The organism is Belliella kenyensis (assembly GCF_022549675.1).
Classification (GTDB): Bacteria; Bacteroidota; Bacteroidia; order Cytophagales; family Cyclobacteriaceae; genus Belliella; species Belliella kenyensis.
In genome coordinates, this window is record NZ_JAKZGR010000001.1 from 220,492 (window position 1) to 246,371 (window position 25,880).

Here is a 25,880-nt window from a genome sequence, read left to right on the forward strand (position 1 = left end):
TGATGATATTGTATGTAAAAAGAATTAACACACTGATGGATAAAATTAAAATTATAGTTAATTAAAATTTTCATTTTTACATTGAAAAACTGTCAAGTATTTTTACCTTAGATAAACACTAACCTAATTTTTTGTGAAAGAACCAAAAACTTTACCTTTAGTATTAGATGAAGCATGGCTAGAGTCTTGTGCATCAGCTATCAGTGAGAGATATCAGAGATATTTAGAAGTAAAAAGTGCTATCGAGAATCATTCAGGTTCCATATTGGAATTTGCAAGAATTCATGAATACTATGGTATCCACTTTGAGAAATTGAGAAATGGATGGGTGTACCGGGAGTGGGCACCAGAAGCCCATAATTTGTTTTTTATGGGCGATTTTAATGGTTGGAATCGATATAGCCATCCGATGAAAAGAAATCATAGGGGAGATTGGGAGATTTTCCTTCCTTATGAGGAGTACAAAGGGAGGCTTTCTCATGGTAGCAAGGTGAAAGTTCATATCGAAAATCAAAAAGGCGCTTTTGATAGAATCCCCGCCTATATCAGAAGGGTAATACAAGATGAACAAACGCATGATTATGCGGGACAAGTGTGGTTTGGTCCTAAGTTCAAATGGTCGGACGGAAGTTTTGAGTTATTCAATGTCAAAAAGCAACCTTTAATTTATGAGTGTCATGTGGGTATGGCATCTGAGGCTCATAAAGTTGGGACTTATCTAGAGTTCGAAAAAGAAATCCTTCCTAGGATAAAGCAAGCAGGCTATAATGCGATACAACTTATGGCTGTGATGGAACACCCATATTATGGCTCATTTGGATATCATGTATCAAACTTCTTTGCTCCGAGCTCACGATTCGGTACACCAGAAGAGTTGAAAAGTCTAGTAAACACCGCCCATGAGATGGGTATAGCAGTGATCATGGATATAGTGCATTCTCATGCCGTGAAAAACATCAATGAAGGACTCAATGAATTTGATGGTAGTGATCATCAATATTTTCATGCAGGACCTAGAGGCTATCATGAAGGATGGGACTCCAAGCTTTTCAATTATGGCAAATGGGAAGTATTACAGTTTCTATTGAGCAATATTAGATACTGGCTAGAAGAATTTCACTTCGATGGGTTTAGGTTCGATGGTGTTACATCTATCATTTATAATCATCATGGAAATATCAGTTTTGATGATCCAATCAAATATTTTGATGAAGGAGTAGACCAAGATGCCATTACGTATTTACAATTGGCTAATGCACTTATTCATGATTTGAACCCAGATAATATCATTATAGCAGAGGAAGTGAGTGGCATGCCCGGATTGAGTAGGCCCATTGAAGACGGAGGGATTGGATTTGATTTTAGACTAGCTATGGGTATACCTGATTTTTGGATCAAGACCTTAAAGCATAAGCTAGATGAAGAGTGGGACATGTTTGAGCTATGGCATGAGCTTTCCAATAGACCTCAAAAAGAAAAGACAATAGCTTATGCAGAATCTCATGATCAAGCACTAGTAGGAGACAAGTCCATTGCTTTTTGGCTAATGGATAAGGAGATGTATTTCAATATGGGATTAGAAGATGAAAATCTTGTAATCGATAGAGGACTGGCTCTACATAAAATGATCAGGTTAATTACCATTAGCCTTGGAGGTGAAGGATACCTCAATTTTATTGGGAATGAATTTGGGCATCCAGAATGGGTAGACTTTCCTAGAGCTGGAAATAACTGGAGCTATCAATACGCTAGAAGACAATGGTCTCTTAGAGACAGTGAATCCCTGAAGTATAAATTTTTGGCTGATTTTGATCAGCAAATGATCCAAAAGGTCGATGACTTCAAAGTTTGTGCTGCGAGTCACGCCCAACAGTTGTTTTTGGAACCTCAAAAGAAAATTTTAGCATTTGAAAGAGCAGGGTTGATATTTATTTTTAATTTCCATCCATTTGAATCTCTATTTGGATTTGAAATACCAGTGAGCAAAAAGGGGAACTATCAAATCATCCTTCATACGGATGAAGAGGAATTTGGAGGATTTTCTAGATTAGATAAGTCGCTGAAATATAAGACAGAAAGTAATGCTACTTTAAAGTTATATTTACCTAGTAGGGTGGGAATGGTGCTGAGGAAAGTTTAAGTATCATGGAAGCTTTTGTGAAAATAGGATCATTGAGAATTTGCTTTGCAAAAGCTGTCAAGTTCTCAATGTATTTTATATTATAGGCATTTCCATGACGATATCATCCATCACATATCCATTCCCAATATCAATAACTTCACGTTTGGTCTCTTTAAATCCAATAGCCTTATAGGCTGCGATTGCCTTTGTATTATTGACATTTACATTGAGGTATATCAATACTGAATGATTTATTCTTGCATGGGTAATGACTTCATTGATTAGCATTCTACCCAGGCCTTTTCCTTGCGCTTCTGGCATCAAGTATATTTTGTGAATTTTGGTCTTGCCGTGATGTTGACCGTCTGATTGATATACACAAAATCCCAAATTGTCTGAACCTTCTTTGGCGATCAAAAAAACATGAGCTTCACTGTGAAATTGATACTTTAACTTTTCTAAATCATACATCATGGTCATCATATAGCTAATCTGGTCCTTTGAAAGAATGGCATCAAATGTTCTAGGCCATATGATGTCAGCCATTTCCTGAATTGATATTAACTCATGTTCTTGAGCAGTATTAATCTCTATCATGGGAATAAAATTAAAGATCTTTGTTTGAATAAGTGTGTTGACAAACACAGATTTTGATTCAGAAGTCTTTTTTTTGTTGAGCAAATCATGATTTCTAATGAAAAAACGATAGTCACAAATCTCAATAAGGTATTCGAATCTTGACGTGTGTTTCTAATAAATATAAAGAAAAGTTACCTTTATCTAAAGAAGAGGAAAATGATGATGTCTATAAGTCAAAAAATTAAATTTCAGGTTTTCAATGCAGAACTTGAGTTTCAAGCTTCAAGAAGCAGTGGACCAGGAGGTCAAAATGTAAACAAAGTAAATTCTAAAGTTCAACTATTTTTTCATATCGAAAAGTCACAATTTCTTACAGAAGAAGAAATGCAAACTTTGTTGGAAAAATGGGGCAATAAAATCGATAGTGAAGGGAAAATTATGTTCCTAAGTCAAGAGAAGAGATCTCAGATACAGAACAAAGAACAAGCAATCAAGAAGTTTTATGATGCTTTATCAAAAGCATTCGAGAAAAAGAAAATAAGAAAAGCTACAAAACCAAAAAAGTCAGCCATCGAAGCTCGGATCAAAGCTAAAAAATTCAAAGGAGAAAAAAAGCAAAATAGGGGAAAGGTGAATTGGTGAGAGCTTCAAGGTAATGAGGACATTGTATTGAGAAATTGAAATTATACAAAATTTGCTTTTATATTTGTCAAGTTATGAAAGTATTAATAGTTGAAGATGAGATAGAAATAGCTAGAGGGATTCAAAGCTACTTTAAAGACTCTCCAATGGTCATGGAGGCAGTCTCAAATGTCAGGGATGCTTCAGATAAAATCAATCTTTACAACTATGATTGTATACTTTTAGATATTGGCCTACCAGATGGGACAGGATTTGAAATTTTAGAAGAAATCAAAAGGTTGAAAAAAACGGATAGTGTGATCATTATCTCAGCCAAAAATTCACTTGAAGATAAATTGAAAGGGTTGGAAATCGGAGCAGATGATTTTTTGACTAAACCATTTTATATGGCAGAACTGGCCATGAGGATCACGGCGGTCACCAGAAGAAAATCTTTTGATGGAAATAATGTGGTAGAATCTGGTGGATTACACTTGAATCTGATCAAAAATTCAGTTCATTATAATGATATAGAAGTTGAGCTGACACCTAGGGAATTTCGCTTGCTACGCTTGTTCCTTTCTTCCAAAGAAAGGGTTCTTTCTAAGACCGCTATTGCTGATCACCTGCTTGGTGAGCAAGTTGACTTTGTAGATGGGGATAAGTTAGTATATGCACATATCAAAAATTTGAAGAAAAAATTGCAGACAGTCGGTTGTCCTGATTATATCAAAACCGTCTATGGGACTGGTTATAAATTTTGTTTAGATTGACTGAATCGTAATTTTCATGAAGCTTTTAAATAAATCATTAAAACCATTTACACTACTTACCTTTGTTTTACTAATAATCAGTATACCTCTATTTTATTTTGTAGTGCTGTACATTTATATAGTAGATGCGGATCAGACCTTGGCTTCAAAAAAAGTCCGAATAGAGGATCAGTTGAACCATTTGTACAAAATTCCAAAAACAGCTATTTTAAGAATAAGACTACTTAATGAGCTCGATATAGGCTATCAAATTTATGATTTGGATACCATGTCGTACCAATCAGAAGGAGATCGATTTTATACTGCTGAGCGTTTTGATCAATATAGCAACTCCATAAAGCCTTATCGATATCTAGAATCTGAACTCGATATTTTTGGAAATAGATATCTACTCAAGGCAGAAGTAGACATGGAAGAATATTTTGATGTGATTCCATATACCACCATCGTGGCAAGTATATTTTTTCTTCTCATTCTGATCGGTTATTACATGATCAATAGGTTTGTAGCCAGAAAAGTATGGAAGCCATTCTACAAAATTTTGAATGAACTCTCAAGTTTAAAGATACAAAATGGAGAAAAATTGAGTCCTATAGATTCAGACATTGATGAATTTATAAAACTTTCTGACAACCTACTGTATTTCACCAATAGAAGCTATTCGGCATACAACCAACAGAAAGAGTTTACAGAAAATGCAGCCCATGAATTGCAAACGCCTTTAGCCATCATACAAAGTAAAGCTGAATTACTACTGCAAACTGAGTTGACCGAAAGTCAGCATGAATATCTCAGTCAAATCAATCTGGCAGTCAGTAGAATGAAAAGATTGAATAAGAACTTATTGATGCTTGCCAAGATTGAAAACAAACAATTTATAGTCAATGAAAAATTAAATTTATCAGCGATACTTTTGGAAACTATAGACTTGTATCAGTCAAGTTTTGATACCAAATCTATACGGGTATATACAGAAATCGACGAAGAGATATACATCAAGGGAAATAGAGCATTGATCGAAACCCTTATCAATAGTCTATTGACAAATGCAATATCTCATAACCTGAACCATGGAAGGATGAATTTGATATTGAATAGGAAAAATTTATTGATTCAAAATTCCGGAAAGTTGACTGCTTTAGATGGTGAAAAGATTTTCAAAAGATTCAATAAAGACAATAAAAGTTTTTCTGGCAGTGGATTGGGGTTGGCCATATGCAAAGAAATTGTGATTCTTCATGATTTCAAAATCAAGTATAAATACATCAATGGGCTTCATTCTTTCAAGCTATGGGATTTTGAATAAACTATTAATTTCAAAATTTAAATTTACTTCACTTGAATCGTACAATATTAAGATCAAGATTTAATGATTTTTTTCAACTTCTAATTTTATTCTAAATTGATTTTGATATTTAGGGCGTCTTATAAGTTGAATGAAACGGCACCCTATGATTAAACTTCTACAAATAGCTTTAATACTCACTTTACTCAACATTTCTAGTGCCTTTTCTCAACAATATATCATAAAAGGAAAAGTTACTGATGCTGGCTCTAAAGAGACGCTTCCATATGTCACAGTGATGGCTGGTCAAAATGTCTATGCTTTGACTGATGATAATGGAAGATATGAGATAAAGATTAATTCTAATGTTGCTCGTACCATAACCTTGACAGTTCGTTTGGTTGGGAAGAAAACTGAGCGGTATGAGCTGGAATTGAACCCCAGTCAAATGGTTGTCCAAAAAGATGTCGTATTACAAGACAATGACAATTACATGTCAGAAGTGGTCGTTACTGCGAAACGAGACGATGACAATGTATCTGTGTCAGCATTCAAATTGGGCAAAGAAGTCATAGATCAGTCTCAAGCCAATAGTTTGGCAGAACTCCTACAGTTGATTCCAGGACAAGGTATCCAAAATCCAGATCTTCAAAGTGGACAAACGATAAATTTCCGCTCGGCCAACTCGGGTCAATCATCTTTGAATAATTCATTTGGGATATCCATAGTGATGAATGACAATCAATTGAACAACAATGCCAATATGCAGGGAAGAAATCCTACTCAAACTGGAAACTTCAGTAGTTTAGGTGGTGGAACAGGTTTTCGAAACAGTAGTTTTGAAGGTGGAGAAAATCCTGCGGGAGGTTTTGACTTGAGGCAAATTGCAGTTGGTAATATTGAGTCAATCGAAGTGATCCAAGGGGTAGCCTCCGCAAAGTATGGAGACTTATCCAATGGAGCTGTGATCATAGAAACATCTGCTGGAAAATCTCCAATTAACGTATCGATTAGACAAGCGCGTGCTGACCAGAACTTTCAAGTATCAAAAGGATTTCAGCTATCCGATAACCATTCTATACATGCAAATATCGACTATCTATATAGCAGACCAAACCTTCGAGATGAAGTCAAATCATTCAAAAGAATAGGTGGTGGATTGATGTGGAGTGCTTTTATCGGTAAGAATAAGCTGATCAAAAATACCCTTGATTTAAGATACAATACTACTTTGGATGATTTCCGAATAGATCCAGATTTTGCTTCTGAAAGAATTGTATACTATGAAAGAAGAGGACAGACAATCTCAAATAGAACCTTTTTCAATTTGAAATCATTAGTTTTCGATAATTTCAAAGTTAATTTTTCTTATAATGGTAGCTATGACTATGCCTTTACAGAGCAATTTGTAAATCCAGGAGTACTTCCAGTGACGGGATTTTTGGGATTAGGTATCAATGAAGGTACTTATCACCCCTCTTCCTATTTGACTACGAGAGCTATCGAGGGTAGGCCATTAAATCTATCTAGTCGAATCGATTTTGAAAAGGTATTGGGGAATAACAAAACGAGTCATAACATCTCATACGGAGCGTCCTATAGATTTGATGGTAATTTTGGTGCTGGAAGGATTTTTGATCCTACTAGACCTCTGAGGACATCAGGTTCAATTTCCCAATTTGGAAATGAAAGACCTTTGAGTTTTCGGGAGACAAATCCTTTTATGGAGCAGTTTGGCCTATATGTAGAAGATAGAATTTCAGGTAACTTATTTTCTAGGGCTTATAAGTTTACTGCGGGCTTGAGATTGGACAATCAAGTCGGTAATTGGAGCTATTCACCCAGAATCAATGCTAGCTATAAAGTTAGCGAAGACTTGCTTATTTATGGGGGATTTGGACTGTCATTCAAAGCTCCAGGTCTAATTCACCTATTTCCAGGTCCACAATTTCAAGATATTCCATTGATCAACTATTTCAATGGTAGAGAAGCTGAATCTCTCTTTCTGGTATATACCTATCAGCGTCCAAATGATGCAAGTCAATTGAGGCCTATGAGTACTAGGCAAAGAGAAATTGGCCTAAAGTATAAAAAGGGCATTTTTGATCTAGGAGCTACAGCTTTTTTGAACAACTCCAATAATGGGTTTTCTGTAAATATTAATTGGGTTCCTCTTGACATTCCTGTATATGAGATTACTGAGCTGAGAGAAAATCAAAAGCCAATCTATCAACCTACTTCCGAATCAAGAAGATATGCTGTAGCTCAAAGATCTATACTCAACAGGTCAAATGATAAAAGTTATGGATTTGAATTTTTGTTTTCTACTGAGAAAATAGAGTCAATCAATTCATCATTTCAATTTATGATGACTTACTACGACAGTTATTTTTTTACTGATGCTCTTCAATATCAACAGAGAACCAATTATCAATTGGGAGATCCGTTTTGGTTTGCTGTATATGGTGGTACCCAAAGTCAGAGTGGTAATGCTAAAGGTATGTTTACAATCAATCACCATATTTCAAAGCTAGGCTTGATCATGGCTTTGAGAGGAGAGGTGTTTTTGTATAATTATATCAGGTCTTTTCCTTCCACGGATAGGGCAGTTGGCTACTTGGATGAGAACTTGGAATACTTCGAAATCCCTGAAAATGAAAGGGACAATTCAATCTACGATGTAATGAGTAGGACAGAACAAAGAGGACAATATTTTAGAGAACCAAAATTTGTCTACTACAACGCACATTTTAACATGAGCAAAAATCTAGGTAAAGGAGTAAGGTTTACATTTTTTGCCAATAACTTCCTGAACATTAGACCAGAAAATCTTGATCGAACAACAGGGGTTTTCCTTGGACTACTCAATCAAGATCCATATTTCGGACTTGAATTAAAATTCACTTATTAACTTAAACAAATAAATTATGAAGCAATTCTTTTCTAAATTTTCCTTTTTTGGACTCATTCTAATAGCTATCGCATGTGGCGAGCGTGATGATACACCCCGAGTGGAACCAACTAATGTGACCATCCAAACTACTTATAGCGATGATTTTGATAATAAACCAGCTTCATCGGTTACTGTAAGTATTAGAAATACTACTTCACAGCAAGTATTCGAAGGAGTGACTGGTGCAGATGGAACGTTGTTGCTAGAATCAGTTCCAAGTGGTCTATATGATATCACTGGCACGATTACGATGAGTTCTGAAGCATTCTTTAGCTTTGCTGGATATCTTCCTGATGGAGATGAAGTAGTATTCAATGCCAACATGACTGCTGTTCAAATCAATCCCAATGCATCTTCATTTGTACTAGAGCTAGTTTCTGGTAGATTAGGAAGCTTAGTCATCAAGCAAGTGTATTTCGCTGGATCTGATAGGGTAGATGGTGCTCAGTTTAGAGATCAATTTATTGAAATTTTCAATAATTCTACAGAAGTGCAGTATATGGATGGTTTGTATATCATGGGTATAGCTGGTAGAAATTCCAATACACCTGCTGACTTTACACTTCCAAATGGTCAGTGGGATTGGTCAAAATCAGTGGGTATGTCAGCGACTGGAGATCCAAACAATGACTATGTATATCCAAAATGGCTTTTCCAATTCCCTGGTTCTGGACAGCAATATCCAGTTCAACCTGGTAAAAGTGTAGTTTTAGCCAGCACTGCCCTAAATCACAAAGCTCCTTTCACTGGGAATAATGGAACTACTATTTCTGTAAACAATCCTGATCTGACGGTAGATCTAAGTGGTGCAGATTTTGAAGTTTATCTGGGCAATGACGTGCCTCAGCCTTTGGCATCAGACCTTGATAATCCAAATGTTCCAAATATGCTAAACATTCTCTGGATGGGTACTGATTTGATCCTTGACAATAATGGACGTGAAGCAATAGTTCTGATTCAAAGCGATGTTGACATTAGAACATTCCCTAGGTATCCTACTCCTAATACAACAACGATTGGAAATAATACAGTTCTAAGACATCAAGTACCAAAATCATTGGTGATAGATGGCGTAGAAGGCCAGCCTTCCCCAACCAATCAAGTCCCTAAAATGCTCCCTAACGATATTGATGCTGGTTTCTTCTATGTGCCTGGTGGTGCATGGTCATCAGAAGCTGGTATCAGATTGACCGCAAACTCATTTGGTGATAGAAAAGTATTGAAGGATTCTAACAACTCTGAGAATGATTTCGGTGCTAAAAAAGCTAATCCAAGAGGATTTCTTGATTAAAAATAATGTAAAAATTGAGGGAAGAAGATCCTTCCCTCAATTTCTATGATTCTTGTTTCCTTCTAGTTAGGACCAGTCTTTAAGTATGAAAAAAATTATCCTCTTTTGCTACACCATAGTCTATATCAATATAGCTCTCGGACAATCAGATTCTTTGAAAGAAAAGTTTCTGTTGAAGAGTACGCAGAATTATATTGAAAACATAGCACATCTTCCGCTTAGATCTTCTCTTGTTGGAGGTGAGTTTGGATATAGTGGTATATTTTGGAGTAAGACAGATGGTGATTTTCATACTGTTCAGATGCCAGAGAATAGTAGAACCTATGGTTTTTCATCCATGGGAAACAGATCTGTCAAGGGTTGGATGATAGAAGGGAGATTTCAGTATCAAAATCAGCGTCAAGATAGCATAGGGTGGAAGCAGACCAGAGATGTGTTTTCTAATCCATATTACTTTAGCAACATCAAGAAAGGCAATTGGCGAAATGTTGTTTTTGATTCCTATGTCAATGCGAGTAAATATTTCTTCGACGAAAAAGTGGGACTAGGCCTAGGGGTGGATTATTCTCTTCAAACCCATAGCCGAGGAAGTGATCCTAGACCCTTGATCAATTACTTCTATATCAATCCTAAAATACAAATTGCTTATCAATTTATTCCAGGTCATCAAATTGCTGTTGGAGGAAATCTTAGGCGTGCCATAGAAAGAGGAAATATTTCAAATTTCAATCAAAGCAATGATAGTTTTGGAAGAACTGAATATAACCTATATACCATGATGGGAGGCGCCAGTTTTAATTTAATGCGAAGACCTACTTATGAACTACTAGAAGATGGATATGGATACTCTTTGGCATACTACTTCCAAAAATCTCAATGGATCCTGAGCAATGAAATAAATTATACTCAAAACAGCAAAAGCTTTATAAGATTAGGAATAGATGGTTCTCAGAGAATTTTCGAGGAGATAGGCGTATTTGACCAAGAGATTATTAGCAACAAGTTCTTTGCACAGTTTTCAAATTCCTCTCGCGTCATCCAGTTAAGCGCAGAAGCCTTCCAAAACTATGGCACTGATTTCAATAATTTGTTTGCGGGGAATAATTATCAGCAGGATAATTTGGGGTTTTATTTGAACCTACTTCATGAATTTAAAAACTTAAACTCTTTCACCATTTTGGCTGATTTTGGTGTCAATCATTTAGCAGAAAGAGACTTTAATGCCTCGCATGCTTACGAAATTTCCAATATGAATTTTGGAACTGGGTTTCAGTTGCCTATTTCTATAAATGAAAAAGTTCAATTGCTTCCGAGTCTCAAGGGAAACTACCGAATGAATGTATTGAAAGATGTCAATATTTTACAGAGTCAGATCAATATCGTCAGTAATAGTGTTTTCATTCCAAATATTGATTATTTCAGTACTGATTTCATTGAAATTATACCAGAGATAGCTGCCAAAATAAAATTTAAAAAAATTGAATTGAACCCATCTTTGTATGCAGATTTAGTTACTACTCAAAATTCTCAGCAGTATTTGTCTGGATATTTTCTTTCTAGAGGAAATCAAAGAAACTCATTTGGAATTAGTCTATACTTTATCCACTAATCAAAAAGCCCAAATATAATAAAAATGAATAATCGCCTTTTAGTTGTTTTCTCAAGTTTAGTATTACTCACCAGCATTGCTTGGATTCAAGTCAATGAACATTACACAGCTGAAGAATTGAGGGAAATTTATTCTCAATCCTCGGAATATTGGCCAGCGCCAAATGTAGATGAGGATATAGAATTTAGAGAAATTGGTTTGATGCCAGAAAACCCCTACAGAAATGTGGATTCTCTCAAACCAATTATAGAACTAGGGAAAGTATTATTTTTTGATCCTAGGCTTTCCTCTTCAAACCAAATCAGTTGTGCCACATGTCATGATCCAGAGCTAGGCTGGTCTAATGGCAGGTCTCAATCAGTGGGGCACAATCACCAAGTAGGCAAAAGAAATTCTCCTGGACTAAATAACATTTGGCAGACAGAGCCACTTTTTTGGGATGGTAGAGCAGCAAACCTTGAAGAACAAGCACTCATGCCTGTAGAAGATCCTATTGAAATGCATCAAAAAGTTAATTTCCTTCCTATAAAACTTTCCAAGATAGAAGGTTATAAAAAATACTTTGCTGAAGCTTTTGGTGATGATGAAATTTCAACTGAAAGACTTTCAACTGCTCTGGCTTACTTTCAGCGCTCATTGACTAGTAGAAATAGTGATTTTGACAATTTCATGAAGGGTAATAAATATGCCATGTCTGATGAAGCCATACAAGGAATGCATTTGTTCCGAACAAAGGCTCGCTGTATCAATTGCCATAGTGGTCCTTTTTTTACAGATAATAAATTTCACAATTTAGGACTTCATTTCTATGGTGGTAAGTTTGAGGACTTAGGCAGATTTGATTTCACCAATGATCCGGCGGATATAGGAAAATTTAAAACACCGTCTTTGAGAGATGTGATGTACACAGGACCATGGATGCACAACGGATTTTTCAATGACATCATGGGCATTCTGCAAATGTACGACAATGGAATGGCTAGACCTAAGCCTAGACCAGGCTCAGAATTCGATCCCAACTTCCCTGTTACTTCTCATACACTGGTTAAATTGAACCTAAGTCAGGAAGAAAAAGAGCAAATCATTGCATTTCTTCATTCCATATCAGCTCCTAATTTCAGAATGAATAGACCAGAGATACCAAGATAGTCATACCCAATAATGCATGTGGAAACTGGATTGGAAAAAAATACACGCAATATAAATTTTGCAAATCAGACATCTATTGATTCTTGCTTCGTAAATATGACCAAGAATCAATAGATATCTAAACTTTGAAAAGTGAATGGATACTTTTTTATCCAAGATTATGCATTGGATTTGAGGACAAGTCACCTCATTAATTTGAATGTTTTTTAATTATTATCCCACATTCTCAATCCTCCCTCGTAGGCCATGTGGTTATTACCAAGCCTACATTTATGAGGTACTTTAGTGATGTGCTTCGAATTTCCACCACCCAACACGATCTCATCTGGATTGAAAGCAATGTCAAACCTGCGCACTATATAGTTCACATGCTTATTCCATTTGGATGCACCAAGTTTTTGAAATCCTCTTTTGCCAACGTAGTCTTCAAATACACCCTTTTTGTAAGAAAGATGAGCCAATTCCATAGGAATCACATGACCATGGCTAACCAAGGCTGAACCTAAACCAGTTCCTAAACCCAAAAAGAGCATTACACCACCTTCATATGACCCCAAAGCCTGCATAGCTGCATCATTCATGATTTTTACTGGTTTACCAAAAGCCGACTCAAAGTCAAAATCACGCCAGCCACTTCCAAGGTTTACGGGTTCGGTTGCGATTCTACCTTGCTTTACTACTCCTGGGATGCCAATGGATATCACTTCATATTCCCAATCTGAAGTCTCTCGCATAACTTCACGAACCAAATGAGTGGGAGTCATAAAATTACCAGATGGTATTTTTCTTCTTTCTTCTCCATTATTAACCCTAACTTTCACATTAGACCCGCCAATATCAATTACAAGTATTTTCAAGATTTCTAAGTTTTGATAAAAATTCGTTTTAGGATATTCAATAATTAAAATTAAGAAGCAATTCGTTAAGGTACAAGATAAACGATTGCATTTACATTCATGCCAGCTCCTACAGAGGTGAATACAATGTAATCTCCAGATGCTAGCTGATGCCCTTTTAGCTCTCCTTTGACTATCTTATCATAAAGGATAGGTACAGTGGCTACAGAATTGTTCCCCAGTTTAGAAATGATCATTGGCATGATTGAAGCTGAATCATCCAATTTTTTTTCGTATAGTTTAAAAAGTCGTTGAATGATAGCCTCATCCATTTTTGCATTAGCTTGATGTATAAGGACTTTTTTGATCTTGGATATATCTATACCAGATTTATCGATAGTAGCTTTGACCAATGCAGGAACAGTATTTAGAGCATATTCATAAAGCTTTCTACCATTCATTTTCATAAAGAGTGTGTTATCTTCAAATTCTGGATGATAGGAAATGTCCATTTTGAGAAAATGCGCTTCATTGAGCGTATCTGTTCTCGTCTTATGACACAATATACCAATTGGTGTTTCACTTTCCTTACTTTCAAGTATTACTGCACCAGCACCATCTGAGTATATCATACTATCAATGTCATGAGGATCTGCTATTCTAGAGAGGTTTTCAGAACCTACTACCAAAACTCTTTTGGCATCGCCTGATTTGATATAGTAATTGCCTTGTATGAGGCCTTGAACCCACCCTGGACAACCAAAAGGTAGATCGTAAGCCACACAATCCGGATTGGAAATTTGAAGCTTGTGTTTTACCCTTGATGCTAAAGTAGGTACCATATCAGATTTGATGTTATCATGCAAAATATCACCAAAATTATGAGCCACAATGATATAATCTAACGTCTCAGGATCAATTCTTGACGTTTCTATAGCTTCCTTGGCCGCAAAATAAGCCATGTCTGAGGTATTTAATTCCGGACTTAGGTATCTTCTTTCACGGATGTCGGTGATTTCTTGAAATTTCTGAACGATGTCTGCTACTGGTTTCTCTATTTTTAATCCTTTTTCATTGACAAAGTCTCTACTATAAAAATCTTCATTCTTCTGGATTAAGGTAGGAATGTATTTTCCTGAACCTATAATTATACTATATACTCTCATGTTAATCATTTAGGGTTAATTTTAAATAATACAAGTTTTACCAAAACCCTCATTTATTTAAAACCTTATAAACTTTGAATGTAGCAAATATTTTTGTTCACAAGCGCACAAAATATAGATAAAATATGCATACCATGTTAAACAAATTTTAAAAGTTCAAATATCATGCAATACAAGATCATATTCCAGAAACTTAATTTTTTATTTCAATCAATGGGATAACTAGTTGAATCTTAGTATTAATCATTTGTTTAGATTATATTACTTTTTATATTCAAACAGTATATCAAAATTGTTTCAGAATTATTTGAGTTAATTAAATTTACTAATCAAATGGTGATTCATTATTTTCTTCAAACATATCCTAAAACAAGTCTAAAATCATTCAAATGCTGTCTAATTGCAATTTTGCTATTCTCACAAAATTCAATTTGTATAGGACAAGCAGAGACCATTCATTTTGACATTACTGTAGCAGGGATATCGATAGGGGAGATGAAGGCGTACAGAGAAGTCAGTCTTAATAAGGAATTTTATGATCTGCAAAGCAAAGTAAGCTTTTGGTTTTTTGGTAGAGTAAATCTCGACTATTCAATAAAGTCTGAGTTTGATGGGAAAAAACTAAAGCGAGCGAATTCAAAGACAAATAGTAATAAGGGAGATTTTGCATCTTCTATTGTTTGGAAGGATGATAAATACCATGTTAAAGCAACTAGTTATCAATTTGAAAATGATACCACATTTTATAGGCCATTTTTATTTAGCTCATCCAAAATGTTTTTCGAAGAACCTGTTGAAATAGATTTGTCCATCGCTGAAAATTTTGGTCTCCCCGCCAAAGTTACCAAAATGAAAGATTACTACGAAGTCTCTGTCAATGGGAACAAAAATAAGTTTTACTACGAGAACGGTAAAATAGTAAAAGCTGTAATGCAAAGTCCTGTAAAAAACTATGTCATCAAAAGAAAGCCAGATTAGCTATGCTTAAGCCTTTTCAACTGATGAAGAATATCTTCCAGTCCGTTCAATCGGATTTCGTAAAGCGTATTGAGCCACATTCCTAGTTTCCCCTCTGGAAAACCCTGACCATGCATCCAGACCAAGTAATGCTCAGGAATATCGCAAAGTAATTTGCCTTTATACTTTCCATAAGGCATGGTTTTAGTAACCAAATCCATCAATATTTGCTTGTCCATCATTTTTTTTTCAATTCTTTAAACCATAATCAAAATATTTCCTGCTACATCTTTAGACATAAAAATCGTCTTCTTATTATCCACTAAGATTTCAATAGAACCATCAAACTCTACTTTTTCGATGACTTTAATCCTAGCTCCTATATATGCGCCTACCTTATCCAAGTAGCGGAGAAAAGCAGCGCTGCTATCTTTTACAGCTACAATCTGACCACTTCCATTCAGTTCGACTTCATTAAGTGGAATTCTTGGCCTGACACGCACATCACCGTATTCATCAGGTATGGGATCTCCGTGAGGATCAAATTTCGGAAAACCTAAATATTCATCTAACCTGCGAATCAAAATACTAGACTGAACATGCTCAAGTTCGTCCGCTACATCCGTCACTTCATCCCACGTAAATCGTAATTTCTCGACTAGGAAGACTTCCCAAAGTCTCTGTTTTCTAATGATTGACAAGGCGTGCTTTTTACCTTCTTCTGTGATGTGTACACCGTAATACTTTCTATAATCTATGACTCCTTTTTCACCAAGCTTCCTCAGCATATCACTTACAGAGGCAGGCTTTAGTTTCATTGCAGCAGAGATATCATTTGTAGATACTCCTTTTTTACCTGCATCAGTTAGTTCATAGATGGTCTTGATGTAGTTCTCTTCTGCAAAGCTAAATTTATTCATATCCTATGATTTGATACAAAGATAGTATTTTTCGACCAATCTAAAAATTAATTTAAATAAGGCTAAATCACTTGTGGATAAGTCAAATTTTAATGTTTATTTGAATTTAGCCTTGTCTAAATATTAATATTGGCAAAACTAAATTTTATTACAATCACCTGATATTTAGTACTATGTATCCATAAAGAAATTGTATATGCATAGGGAAATCTGAAAAAATATAAGTTTCCATAACTCAGAAATTGGTTTCCTATTGAATAAGACGGTGGATAACTTTCCACAATGGAAATGTGATTTGAGAATCAATAAATTGCCTAAAAAAATAATTCTGCTACCCGCCAAGCTGTACAATTAGCGTGAGTCTTTAGATTTGTAAATGGGATGTAAGCACTTGATGAAAGTAGAGTAAAAGAATTCAAGAAGAAGAAAACCGCATCATTGCTAGCGGAAAAATACTAGGATGCACGCCTTAAAACTGCATCAGATTCGCTCGGGTGAGGTAACTTTATTTGCTGAACAATTGATCTAATTTATGAGCTTCCTCTTGAGTCCAAAACGGAAATTCATCTATTCCATGAATATAAAAATTGTTGGTATATATGTCATCCATTAATTGTTTGAATTTTTGGTGATTTGAAAAATCAACAGAAAATCCAGCTTGGTATTTTGAGGCTATTTGCTCCCAATTTTCATTTGGTGATATCAAAAATACTTTTCCCAATGCTAAACACTCAAACAGTTTGCTGGGAAGTTTTGGACTTATATTTGGCAAATTTCTATAAGGTAATAAGACAATATCAGCTTCATCATAGGCCTCTAAAACTAGCTCATATGGAAGCGGTGTTTCACTGGGTAAGTATTCGATTTGGATAATCGAATCTACTTCAAGTTTTAATTTGTCAGAGAATGATTGTATGGGTACATGTCCCATGATTCGTAACCTATGATTGGGATAAAAACTCAACAGAGACTTGAACCACTGAACAGCTTCCCAAGATCCATAAGAAGGTGTAATAGTTCCCGTCATAAGAAAACACAAAGGACGATTCTTATGAAAATGAATAGGCGATAATTGCCTAATTATACCTGAGAACTTGTTTTCAAGGATGGTGAAATTTTTGATGCTGGGAAATTCATCTACATAACATGCCTCAGCAAAGATATGATGGTCAATAAAAGGTTTTGAACAGCATTCAATTACTTTTATTAGACTCATTGCAAAGGTTTTAAAGATATTTTGCTTTCCTGCACCAAACTTTACATTCAGCGCATAGTTTTCTTGAATATCATAAATAAGCTTTGAATTGCTGAAAATTTTATAAAAAACTGCCATTGGCAAGAGCTCAAACGTGGTGACAAGGATAGTACTGGGTTTTATTTTGTACAGAAGTCTAAGGAACTTATAACCTATCAGAAGCCTTTTAGAGCTAGTTCTTTGATTATTGAAAATTGAATGAAATGTAACATTTTGTTCATCTTTTTCATTTTTATTCAAAAAACCTATGATGTTAATGTCGTATTTATTTGTTTCACGCAGCGAAAGTGCAAATCGATAAAAAGACCTAGCATCTTTGAGTGGTTTTAGAGTGGAAGCGATTACGATCTTTGATCTTTCATACTTTGACATAAAGCCACTGTTACTATTAATTAAAATAAACAAACGAAACTAATAAATAATTATGGACTTACAGACAATAATTGAAAAAGCTTGGGAAAACCGAGAAATGCTAAAGGAGAAAGATGTAGAGATTGCTATCAAATCGGTGATATCAGATCTTGATTCAGGTAATTTAAGGGTTGCCGAGCCACTAGAGGACGGTTCTTGGAAAGTAAATGATTGGGTAAAAAAGGCAGTAATTCTTTATTTCCCTATCCAAAAAATGCATACAATAGAAGTGGGACCTTTCGAATTCCATGATAAAATGGCTTTGAAAACTAACTATGCTAAGCAAGGGGTAAGGGTAGTACCGCATGCTGTAGCGCGCTATGGAGCTTACTTGGCATCAGGCGTAGTAATGATGCCTTCTTATGTGAATATAGGGGCATATGTAGACAGTGGCACAATGGTTGATACATGGGCTACGGTAGGCTCTTGTGCCCAGATCGGAAAGGATGTTCATTTGAGCGGAGGAGTAGGGATAGGTGGAGTGTTGGAACCAGTACAAGCAGCTCCAGTGATCGTGGAAGATGGGGCATTTATTGGGTCTAGAGCGATAATCGTCGAAGGAGTTAGAATTGGAAAAGAAGCTGTAATAGGTGCAGGAGTGACTTTGACAGCAAGCTCCAAAATCATCGACGTAACTGGTTCGGAGCCCGTTGAATATAAGGGCTATGTTCCTCCAAGGTCGGTGGTAATACCAGGTTCATTGACTAAAAAGTTTCCCGCTGGGGAATTTCAAGTACCATGTGCTCTAATCATTGGACAAAGAAAAGCATCTACAGACCTAAAGACCTCTCTGAATGATGCGTTGAGAGAAAATAATGTTGCCGTCTAAAGTTTGAGACGACGAAAAATGAATAATTATATGAGTATATCGATTAAAAGACTTGGATTAATTTTATTAGTATTTGCGATGTTCAGTTGTGGAGAAAACACCAATGATGGTGATACCTATTACGCAGCTGGAAAATACCAAGAAGCTATAAAGGCTTATGACAATGTTCTATCTACCAAGCCTAAAAATGCTAATGCATTATACAACAGAGGAAGATCCTACGAGGCACTTGGTGACCTTGAAAATGCAGAGAAGGACTTTTTAGCAGCATTGGAAAATGATAGTAAGAATACTCAAATATTACTTAGCCTCTCAAGCTTATATCATCAAAACAAAAACCATAATCGAGCTTTACTTTATGCAGAATATGCAGTCGAAGTACCAGGGGCTTCAGCTATGGCTTATTTTATGAAAGCAAGGGCTTTACATCAATTGGGTAATACAGACGAAGCACTCAAGGAATATGGGGCTGCGATCAAAATGGATGATAGCTTTGGTCAGGCTTATTACAATAGAGGCTTACTCAAAATTGCTACAGACAAGAAAAACTCAGGATGTGAAGATTTGAAAATGGCCTTAAAATTGGATTTTGGTGCTGCATCTGAGGTTATAGAAAAATATTGCAACTGATTGATAGATGTTGCTTTTTTAATATAAAAAAAGGGGAGAATTATTCTTCCCTTTTTTATATATAACTACACACTATTTTATTGTCATATTATACTGAATTTTAATTAATTAACACCAATTAGTTCAATTAAGTACGTCAATGAGACTTTAGCTTTTGGAAAACAAACGACATATGTCTTGGTTCGTCAGATTTGTGATCACAAACCTGATCAGATTGAAGATGCCCTATACCTCTACAAGTTCTGCAGGTACTGTGCTCTATTTTTTCTCCTGTACAAGTAGGGCAAGTAAGTCTTCCTTCTCCTGTACATTTATCACATTCATGATATTCTACGATGTTGAAAACATTTCTTTTCGTAATCAATCCTGACCCCATACATTTGTTGCAGCCTACGATTCCTTTAGCTTTGCAGTAGCTGCAATCTTGCTCTAGGTGCTTACTTCCTTCACATGTAAAGCAAGTTTTGAATCTATAACCTCTTCTGTCACAAAGTTCACAAGTTTTAATTTCATGGAGAGGTTTTACCAATTTAGCCTCCAATTTTTTGGCATTCTCATAATTTTCTCCCTTCAATCCATTAATTTGAAGGTATTTATTGAGAAAATTAGCGCTATTGTCATATTGATGTAATTCATAAAGTGTCTCAGCAAAATAATATGGCATTTCTGGAGGTATGGGCAAATTAGAATCGATAATCTGCCTAAAGAATGCATTGGCTTTTTCGTAGTCACCTTTTCTCATCTCTGCCAGCGCACTGTTCATGATTCTAGAGGTTCCTCCAAGATTTGGTTGAACTTGTGCCATCAGCGAATAATGGCTTATAAAACAGTTCATTAGAATGAGTATGAAAATTTTATACATTGGGTTTATTTTCATTTTTATGCAGCGTTGAAATTATCTTTTGCCAAAATAGCGACCTTTGGTGCATAAATCAACCTATTTTTTCTTAAAATAATTAATAATTTTAGGTTTTAAAATCAGGAAGATGAACAGAGTAGCAGTGATAGGGGCAGGAGCGTCAGGATATTTTGCAGCCATTCATGCAGCGGCACAAGGCTGTGTAGTCACCATATTGGAAAAAACAAGCAAATCATTATCAAAAGTCAAAGTATCTGGAGGCGGTAGATGCAATGTAACCCATGCAGCTTTTGAAAATAGACTATTGGTGAAGAATTATCCTAGAGGTGAAAAGTTTTTGAAAGTTTCTTTTGAGAAATTTTCTGTTAAAAACACTATAGATTGGTTTGAGTCACGAGGAGTCAAATTAAAAATTGAGCAAGACGGCAGGATGTTTCCTGTTTCTGATGATTCTGAATCTATCATCAAAGCCTTAGAAAAGGAGGCGTCTAAGCTCCATGTGATTATAAAATATCAATTCAGTGTTGCTTCAATTGAGAAAAATGAAGGGTGCTTCAAAATTAAAAGTTCTCAAAATGAAGAGCTCCATTTTGATCAAATAATAGTATGCACAGGAGGTAGTCCAAAGCTCCAGGGTTTTGATTTTTTGAGTAAGCTTGGGCATAAAATTAATCCACCTATCCCATCACTTTTCACTTTCAATACTCCCCATGACCCCATCAAATCCCTGATGGGCATAAGTGTACCTGATGCATTTGTGAAGCTAGAAGGCACTAAATTATCTTATCAAGGTCCCTTATTGATCACACATTGGGGAATCTCCGGTCCAGCAGTACTAAAACTCTCCGCTTTTGGTGCAAGATGGTTAGCGGACACATCCTACAAAGCTAAAGCACACATCAGGTGGGTGAGTAATTGGACAGAAGAAAGTTTACATACAGATTTGAATAGTTTCAAGTCAAAGCATCCGAAGAAAAAGATCAGTTCAAACCCGCTTTTTGGTTTACCAAGTAGACTTTGGGAACATTTTGTGGAAAAATCCGAAATCAGTATTGAAGAGATTTGGATTAATATTTCAAAAAAGCAATTGAATAGGTTGATCCAAAATCTTTTTTGTTATATTGTGACTATCGATGGAAAGACCACATTCAAAGAAGAATTTGTGACTGCTGGAGGTGTTTCTTTAGATGAAGTGAACCCAAATACCTTGGAAAGTAAGCTGGTTTCAGGACTGTATTTTGCAGGAGAAGTATTGGATATTGATGGCATCACAGGTGGTTTCAATTTTCAAGCAGCTTGGACTACAGGGTATATTGCTGGGACATATATTTCGAATAAAGGTTAGGAAATGAATAATATTGAACCAATCAATCTATCAAAGATAGATGAGATGGCAGAAGGTGATCTTGAGTTCAAGAATGAACTCGTATCAGCTATCTACACGTCACTTATAGACCTTCGGACAAAATACATAGAAGGTTCAGAGAAAGAAGAAAATGAGACGATTCAGCAAATTCGTCATAAAGTCAAACCAACTTTGGCTTTGTTTGAAATCAGAAAACTAGAAGAAGTCCTCTCGCAAGGCAAATTGATATTAGAAAAAAATGGATTTAAGGGTGAGTTTTTGATTCACCTAGAGACATTTTTGGATACTTGGGAGGAAACATATGAATACTTGAGGAAAAATGTCAGAATCGAAAGTATTTAAACTTATCAGGTCAAATCTTTCAGAAAAAGGCTTGACCTGATTTTTGATGTGCTAGCTCAACCTAAGCACCAAATCGACTAATCTATTAGAATACCCAGATTCGTTATCATACCAACCTACTAGCTTCACCAAGTTTCCTTGGGCAGAGGTCAGCCCTGCATCGATAATACATGAATGTGGATTACCAATGATATCAATAGAGACGAGTGGATCATTTGTATATTCTAATATGCCCTTAAATGCAGCTTTTGACTCTTGTTCAAAAATAGAGTTGATTTGACCAGTAGTTACATTTTCATTCAATAATACAATCAGGTCAGTAAGAGATCCATCTGGTACAGGTACACGCATGGCGGACGCTTCAATTTTTCCTTTGAGTTCTGGGAGTACTAATTCCATGGCGAGTGCTGCGTGTGTAGTAGTAGGAATGATAGAATATGCTGCCGCTCTGGCTCTCCTCAAGTCTCTATGAGGCGCATCATGAAGATTTTGGTCATTGGTGTAGGAATGTACTGTAGATACATAGCCTTTGATTATTCCAAAGTGATCGTTGAGTATTTTCACCATTGGAGCAAGGCAATTGGTCGTACAGGATGCATTGGAGATGATGTCTTCTCCACCATTCAGAATATGGTCATTCACTCCAAGGACCACTGTTGGGACATTTTCCGACTTAGAGGGAGCTGTAATGATTACTTTTTTTGCACCAGCTTTCAAGTGCAAGCTTGCACCTTCATGGTCAGTAAATCTACCTGTGGACTCAAGGACTATATCTACATCCAATTCTCTCCAAGGCAATTGAGCTGGATTTTTTTCTGCAAAGATCTTTATCCTTTTACCTTTTATGACAAGGTCATTATTGACCAGTGTGACTTTTTCGGGATACTTACCATGAACAGAGTCGAATTGTATCAAGTGGGCTAGGGTAGAGGGATCAGCGAGATCATTTACTGCGACTAACTCTATATCTTCATTCTCCAAGAGAAGTTTGATCACCAATCTGCCAATTCTTCCACAGCCATTTACGACTACTCGTTTTTTGTTCATTACGCTCTTTTGTTTTACACCAGCAAAGGTAATAAACCAGCTCAACATTGTCTAAAGGATCTAATAGCTTTGAAGATAACGACCTGAAAGAAAATGAGCAAAGGATCAATTAAAAGTAGATAAGTCATGAATTGCTAAAAATTTTCCTACTCGTATTCAAGGTTTTGGATGAAGATACCAAATATTTTATCGTCAGGTTTTGGATTGTGAATTTAACCCTCTATATTTGCATCACCATTGAGAAAAGGGGTTAAACGATTCGAAAAATGGTCCGTTCGTCTAGGGGTTAGGACGTATCCCTTTCACGGATAAAACACGGGTTCGATTCCCGTACGGACTACAAATCTTTTAACCTTTTTTCTTTATTTCAAATGGTCCGTTCGTCTAGGGGTTAGGACGTATCCCTTTCACGGATAAAACACGGGTTCGATTCCCGTACGGACTACAACAAATTGATGTTTTTCATCGTTCATCGTGCTCGACTCTGTTTCAAAGCAGAAGGCATAATGGATTTGTTTTATGGTTGTTAGTGGTTAAAGTGAGTGAAAATCCAGTCTTCTAGGCTGGATTTTTCATTTATGGAGATCTTTTTTTTTTACACGACTACTAAACCTCCATCCATTAGGTCAATCCACAATTCAGAATGTATAAGTTTTTCCACATCACCAAAACCACATTCTTCATAGGATTGTTTGAAATTCCCGAATGTTAAGCAATCTTGATCTGGTTTTAGAATCATTTGCCCAATGCTATTGACCATCCATTCAGCAATTTGGCTTGGTAAAGTTATTTCAATTTTTCCATTAAGATTTTCTACCTCTAGGATTTGAGTGTTTGATTTTTTGCTTTTTGATTTCAAGACTAATTTCGCTAATTCAGGTGATGATCCTAGCCAAATGATTTTTGAGTTCAATTTGGGACTAGCTAGTTCTGGAGATGAAATAGCACTATAAATATAATTCTTAGCTATAGTGGTCTTGGGAATCTTGAAATCAAACCATTCTTGTAATGGAAAATCAAAACATATACCGTGCATGTAATTGAATAAAGCTTTTTTGAGACCTTTTCCATACATATCATGATCAGCACCAGTGGGATCTACATGCTCCAAATCATTGTCTGCAAAAAGACCTTCTTTAGGTCCAATCTTCATCACTCCAAATTTCTCAGGATTCATGCCTATGGGTGCATGTGAAGTCATTGCAAATTGATGCCAAAATCCAGATTGAATGACTTGATTTTCAAATAATTGCCTCACCATTTCTAAGCTATCTATGGTTTCCTGATCCGTTTGTGTGGGAAACCCATACATGAGGTAGGCATGTACCATAATGCCAGTCTCTGTAAAGTTTCGTGCTACACGAGCTACTTGAGCCACATCTACACCTTTTTGCATCAACTTCAGCAATCTATCAGATGCTACTTCCAATCCACCTGATACAGCAATACAGCCAGAAGATTTGAGCAACCTGCACAGATCATAAGTAAATCGTTCTTCAAATCGGATATTTGTCCACCAAGTGATTGATAATTCTCTTTTTATTAACTCGATAGCTAACTCACGCATTAATGCTGGAGGTGCTGCTTCATCTACAAAATGAAAGCCAGTTTGACCAGTTTGGGAGATGATTTGCTCTATTCTATCGCAGATCAATTTGGCCGAAATTGGTTCATAGTTTTTGATATAGTCTAACGAAATATCGCAAAATGTACATTTTTTCCAATAGCATCCATGAGCCATTGTAAGTTTATTCCACCTGCCGTCAGACCATAATCGGTGCATGGGATTTACGACTTCTATCACAGATAAGTAATCTCTCAATCGAAGATCTGTATAATCTGGTGTTCCAGTCTTGCTGAATGGGATATCTGCTTGTTTTGAAGCGTTGTAATAATACACTTGACCATTGTTCAAAGCGTAGGTTCTCTTTAGATTCTCCACTGTAACCTCACCTTGTAGGTGATGAATGAGCAGTTCTAATGGTCTTTCTCCATCGTCTAAACTTATGAAATCTACATATTGAAAAATTCTAGGTTCTTTTAGAGACCTCAATTCTGTATTGGGATAGCCACCTCCCATCACGATTTTGATATTCGGATATTGACTTTTGATAAATTGACCACATCTCAGACCTCCAAATAAGTTTCCTGGAAAAGGAACTGTAATGCAGACTAGGGTTGGATTGGTCGCCTCAATGGCACTTTCAAGTTCTTGGCAAATCAACTCATCTATAAACGATCCTGAATTTTTCAAGGCCTTTTCTATAGGATCAAAGTCAACTGCGGATCTTCCAAGCCTCTCGGCATACCTGCTAAACCCGAAATTTGGATCCACCAACTCTTGAATCATATCTCCCAAATCTTCCAAATAGAGTGTACAAAGGTGTCTCGCTCTATCTTGAATTCCCATAGATCCAAAGGCCCAGTCTAACTCATCAATCTGAGCAAATCGTTCACCTTGAGGCAAAAAATCCCCATCACATATGTTATAGGCTAAAGTAGGGTTTTTATGTTGAAGAAATGTAACCACTTGGTCTACTGTTTTCAAGTATTCTTTTTTCAACTTTAAAATTCTTCGACTTTGATTGGAAGTATTTGAATGTCTTCTACCTTCTGCTTTTTCAAATATTTTGTAGAGATGTTCTTTTGAAAAAACCTTTAGGATCACATTCAAGCCTAAGTCAACCTGAAAAGAGGCAACGCCCAAAGTATTCAAAAATCCTTTGATATACGCTGTAGCAGGGTAAGGTGTGTTGAGCTGGGTAAATGGAGGTGTAATTAACAGAACCGAAGTATTCACGATTTTTTTTGTGCAATTTCGGAAATTTATCTCTAATTACCGCTCACAACCGAGGATTCAACTTATAAAAGCAGATGTGG

Annotated in this window: 22 protein-coding genes and 2 tRNA genes; 15 read left to right on the forward strand and 9 right to left on the reverse strand. The window is 36.0% G+C overall.

Annotated features, from left to right (window positions below; genetic code table 11):
• The first annotated feature begins 133 nt into the window (after positions 1–133).
• The gene (locus tag MM214_RS00845) at positions 134–2,140 is read left to right on the forward strand and encodes an alpha-amylase family glycosyl hydrolase (RefSeq protein ID WP_241290929.1); all 2,007 of its coding nucleotides are present in this window, start codon (positions 134–136) and stop codon (positions 2,138–2,140) included.
• 75 nt (positions 2,141–2,215) lie between these two features.
• On the opposite strand, the gene MM214_RS00850 is transcribed toward MM214_RS00845, so the two are convergent.
• On the reverse strand, positions 2,216–2,719 hold the full coding sequence (locus MM214_RS00850) for a GNAT family N-acetyltransferase (protein WP_241290931.1): 504 nt from the start codon (positions 2,717–2,719) through the stop codon (positions 2,216–2,218).
• Between the two features lie 198 nt (positions 2,720–2,917).
• Here MM214_RS00850 and arfB point away from each other — a divergent pair, with 198 nt between their 5' ends.
• From arfB to MM214_RS00885, 7 genes are all read left to right on the forward strand, one after another.
• Complete coding sequence (gene arfB, locus MM214_RS00855) at positions 2,918–3,343, forward strand: alternative ribosome rescue aminoacyl-tRNA hydrolase ArfB (RefSeq protein WP_317208379.1); 426 nt, start codon at positions 2,918–2,920, stop codon at positions 3,341–3,343.
• A gap of 74 nt (positions 3,344–3,417) precedes the next feature.
• Entirely contained in the window at positions 3,418–4,095 is a 678-nt protein-coding gene (locus MM214_RS00860) for a response regulator transcription factor (protein ID WP_241290932.1), read from the forward strand.
• Positions 4,096–4,111: 16 nt separating this feature from the next.
• Positions 4,112–5,401, forward strand: coding sequence for a sensor histidine kinase (locus tag MM214_RS00865; protein ID WP_241290934.1), 1,290 nt, complete (start codon positions 4,112–4,114; stop codon positions 5,399–5,401).
• Between the two features lie 145 nt (positions 5,402–5,546).
• Positions 5,547–8,291 (forward strand): TonB-dependent receptor, encoded by a 2,745-nt coding sequence (locus tag MM214_RS00870; RefSeq protein ID WP_241290936.1) that lies wholly within the window; start codon positions 5,547–5,549, stop codon positions 8,289–8,291.
• A 16-nt stretch (positions 8,292–8,307) separates the two neighbouring features.
• Positions 8,308–9,624, forward strand: coding sequence for a DUF4876 domain-containing protein (locus tag MM214_RS00875; RefSeq protein WP_241290938.1), 1,317 nt, complete (start codon positions 8,308–8,310; stop codon positions 9,622–9,624).
• Between the two features lie 85 nt (positions 9,625–9,709).
• Positions 9,710–11,233 carry a DUF6850 family outer membrane beta-barrel protein gene (locus MM214_RS00880; protein WP_241290940.1) on the forward strand — a complete coding sequence of 508 codons (1,524 nt, stop codon included), beginning with the start codon at positions 9,710–9,712 and terminating at the stop codon, positions 11,231–11,233.
• Between the two features lie 24 nt (positions 11,234–11,257).
• Positions 11,258–12,382, forward strand: a complete 1,125-nt coding sequence (locus MM214_RS00885; protein WP_241290942.1) for a cytochrome-c peroxidase — start codon at positions 11,258–11,260, stop codon at positions 12,380–12,382.
• Between the two features lie 206 nt (positions 12,383–12,588).
• On the opposite strand, the gene MM214_RS00890 is transcribed toward MM214_RS00885, so the two are convergent.
• A complete protein-coding gene (locus tag MM214_RS00890; protein ID WP_241290944.1) occupies positions 12,589–13,239 on the reverse strand; it encodes an ROK family protein in 651 nt (216 codons plus the stop codon).
• 65 nt (positions 13,240–13,304) lie between these two features.
• A complete protein-coding gene (locus MM214_RS00895; RefSeq protein WP_241290946.1) occupies positions 13,305–14,384 on the reverse strand; it encodes a 3-oxoacyl-ACP synthase III family protein in 1,080 nt (359 codons plus the stop codon).
• 408 nt (positions 14,385–14,792) lie between these two features.
• On the opposite strand from MM214_RS00895, the gene MM214_RS00900 reads away from it, so the two are divergent.
• Positions 14,793–15,362, forward strand: coding sequence for a DUF6134 family protein (locus MM214_RS00900; protein WP_241290948.1), 570 nt, complete (start codon positions 14,793–14,795; stop codon positions 15,360–15,362).
• Here MM214_RS00900 and MM214_RS00905 read toward each other — a convergent pair.
• The 3 genes from MM214_RS00905 to MM214_RS00915 all read right to left on the reverse strand — a co-directional run bounded on the left by MM214_RS00905 (position 15,359) and on the right by MM214_RS00915 (position 17,888).
• Complete coding sequence (locus MM214_RS00905) at positions 15,359–15,580, reverse strand: DUF3820 family protein (protein ID WP_241291239.1); 222 nt, start codon at positions 15,578–15,580, stop codon at positions 15,359–15,361. The two genes, MM214_RS00900 and MM214_RS00905, sit on opposite strands and share 4 nt — an antisense overlap.
• Positions 15,581–15,598: 18 nt before the next feature.
• Entirely contained in the window at positions 15,599–16,261 is a 663-nt protein-coding gene (locus MM214_RS00910) for a metal-dependent transcriptional regulator (RefSeq protein WP_241290950.1), read from the reverse strand.
• Between the two features lie 505 nt (positions 16,262–16,766).
• Positions 16,767–17,888, reverse strand: coding sequence for a glycosyltransferase (locus MM214_RS00915; RefSeq protein WP_241290952.1), 1,122 nt, complete (start codon positions 17,886–17,888; stop codon positions 16,767–16,769).
• Positions 17,889–17,940: 52 nt separating this feature from the next.
• Here MM214_RS00915 and MM214_RS00920 point away from each other — a divergent pair, with 52 nt between their 5' ends.
• Together MM214_RS00920 and MM214_RS00925 are read left to right on the forward strand one after the other, a co-directional pair.
• Positions 17,941–18,756 (forward strand): 2,3,4,5-tetrahydropyridine-2,6-dicarboxylate N-succinyltransferase, encoded by an 816-nt coding sequence (locus MM214_RS00920; RefSeq protein WP_241290954.1) that lies wholly within the window; start codon positions 17,941–17,943, stop codon positions 18,754–18,756.
• Between the two features lie 30 nt (positions 18,757–18,786).
• Complete coding sequence (locus MM214_RS00925) at positions 18,787–19,386, forward strand: tetratricopeptide repeat protein (RefSeq protein WP_241290956.1); 600 nt, start codon at positions 18,787–18,789, stop codon at positions 19,384–19,386.
• Between the two features lie 136 nt (positions 19,387–19,522).
• Here the strand turns inward: MM214_RS00925 and MM214_RS00930 are convergent, their stop codons facing one another.
• Positions 19,523–20,191: a molecular chaperone DnaJ gene (locus MM214_RS00930; protein ID WP_241290959.1), complete on the reverse strand. Its 669-nt coding sequence runs from the start codon at positions 20,189–20,191 to the stop codon at positions 19,523–19,525.
• A 181-nt stretch (positions 20,192–20,372) separates the two neighbouring features.
• On the opposite strand from MM214_RS00930, the gene MM214_RS00935 reads away from it, so the two are divergent.
• Together MM214_RS00935 and MM214_RS00940 are read left to right on the forward strand one after the other, a co-directional pair.
• Entirely contained in the window at positions 20,373–21,590 is a 1,218-nt protein-coding gene (locus MM214_RS00935) for a BaiN/RdsA family NAD(P)/FAD-dependent oxidoreductase (protein WP_241290961.1), read from the forward strand.
• Positions 21,591–21,593: 3 nt separating this feature from the next.
• Positions 21,594–21,953 (forward strand): hypothetical protein, encoded by a 360-nt coding sequence (locus MM214_RS00940; RefSeq protein WP_241290963.1) that lies wholly within the window; start codon positions 21,594–21,596, stop codon positions 21,951–21,953.
• Positions 21,954–22,004: 51 nt separating this feature from the next.
• Here the strand turns inward: MM214_RS00940 and gap are convergent, their stop codons facing one another.
• Positions 22,005–23,000 (reverse strand): type I glyceraldehyde-3-phosphate dehydrogenase, encoded by a 996-nt coding sequence (gap, locus tag MM214_RS00945; protein ID WP_241290965.1) that lies wholly within the window; start codon positions 22,998–23,000, stop codon positions 22,005–22,007.
• A gap of 268 nt (positions 23,001–23,268) precedes the next feature.
• On the opposite strand from gap, the gene MM214_RS00950 reads away from it, so the two are divergent.
• Positions 23,269–23,340 (forward strand) — tRNA-Glu (locus MM214_RS00950).
• Between the two features lie 33 nt (positions 23,341–23,373).
• Positions 23,374–23,445: transfer RNA gene (locus MM214_RS00955), tRNA-Glu, on the forward strand.
• Between the two features lie 150 nt (positions 23,446–23,595).
• Here the strand turns inward: MM214_RS00955 and MM214_RS00960 are convergent.
• Positions 23,596–25,800 (reverse strand): B12-binding domain-containing radical SAM protein, encoded by a 2,205-nt coding sequence (locus tag MM214_RS00960; protein ID WP_241290966.1) that lies wholly within the window; start codon positions 25,798–25,800, stop codon positions 23,596–23,598.
• Positions 25,801–25,880 lie beyond the last annotated feature (80 nt).

Coding starts and splice junctions, on each gene's coding strand:
- MM214_RS00925 (WP_241290956.1), top strand. CDS start 18,787: ATGAGTATATCGATTAAAAGACTTGGATTAATTTTATTAGTATTTGCG.
- MM214_RS00870 (WP_241290936.1), top strand. CDS start 5,547: ATGATTAAACTTCTACAAATAGCTTTAATACTCACTTTACTCAACATT.
- MM214_RS00915 (WP_241290952.1), bottom strand. CDS start 17,888: ATGTCAAAGTATGAAAGATCAAAGATCGTAATCGCTTCCACTCTAAAA.
- MM214_RS00860 (WP_241290932.1), top strand. CDS start 3,418: ATGAAAGTATTAATAGTTGAAGATGAGATAGAAATAGCTAGAGGGATT.
- MM214_RS00910 (WP_241290950.1), bottom strand. CDS start 16,261: ATGAATAAATTTAGCTTTGCAGAAGAGAACTACATCAAGACCATCTAT.
- MM214_RS00930 (WP_241290959.1), bottom strand. CDS start 20,191: ATGGCACAAGTTCAACCAAATCTTGGAGGAACCTCTAGAATCATGAAC.
- MM214_RS00885 (WP_241290942.1), top strand. CDS start 11,258: ATGAATAATCGCCTTTTAGTTGTTTTCTCAAGTTTAGTATTACTCACC.
- MM214_RS00880 (WP_241290940.1), top strand. CDS start 9,710: ATGAAAAAAATTATCCTCTTTTGCTACACCATAGTCTATATCAATATA.
- MM214_RS00895 (WP_241290946.1), bottom strand. CDS start 14,384: ATGAGAGTATATAGTATAATTATAGGTTCAGGAAAATACATTCCTACC.
- MM214_RS00875 (WP_241290938.1), top strand. CDS start 8,308: ATGAAGCAATTCTTTTCTAAATTTTCCTTTTTTGGACTCATTCTAATA.
- MM214_RS00935 (WP_241290961.1), top strand. CDS start 20,373: ATGAACAGAGTAGCAGTGATAGGGGCAGGAGCGTCAGGATATTTTGCA.
- MM214_RS00920 (WP_241290954.1), top strand. CDS start 17,941: ATGGACTTACAGACAATAATTGAAAAAGCTTGGGAAAACCGAGAAATG.
- MM214_RS00940 (WP_241290963.1), top strand. CDS start 21,594: ATGAATAATATTGAACCAATCAATCTATCAAAGATAGATGAGATGGCA.
- gap (WP_241290965.1), bottom strand. CDS start 23,000: ATGAACAAAAAACGAGTAGTCGTAAATGGCTGTGGAAGAATTGGCAGA.
- MM214_RS00865 (WP_241290934.1), top strand. CDS start 4,112: ATGAAGCTTTTAAATAAATCATTAAAACCATTTACACTACTTACCTTT.
- MM214_RS00905 (WP_241291239.1), bottom strand. CDS start 15,580: ATGGACAAGCAAATATTGATGGATTTGGTTACTAAAACCATGCCTTAT.
- MM214_RS00850 (WP_241290931.1), bottom strand. CDS start 2,719: ATGATAGAGATTAATACTGCTCAAGAACATGAGTTAATATCAATTCAG.
- arfB (WP_317208379.1), top strand. CDS start 2,918: ATGATGATGTCTATAAGTCAAAAAATTAAATTTCAGGTTTTCAATGCA.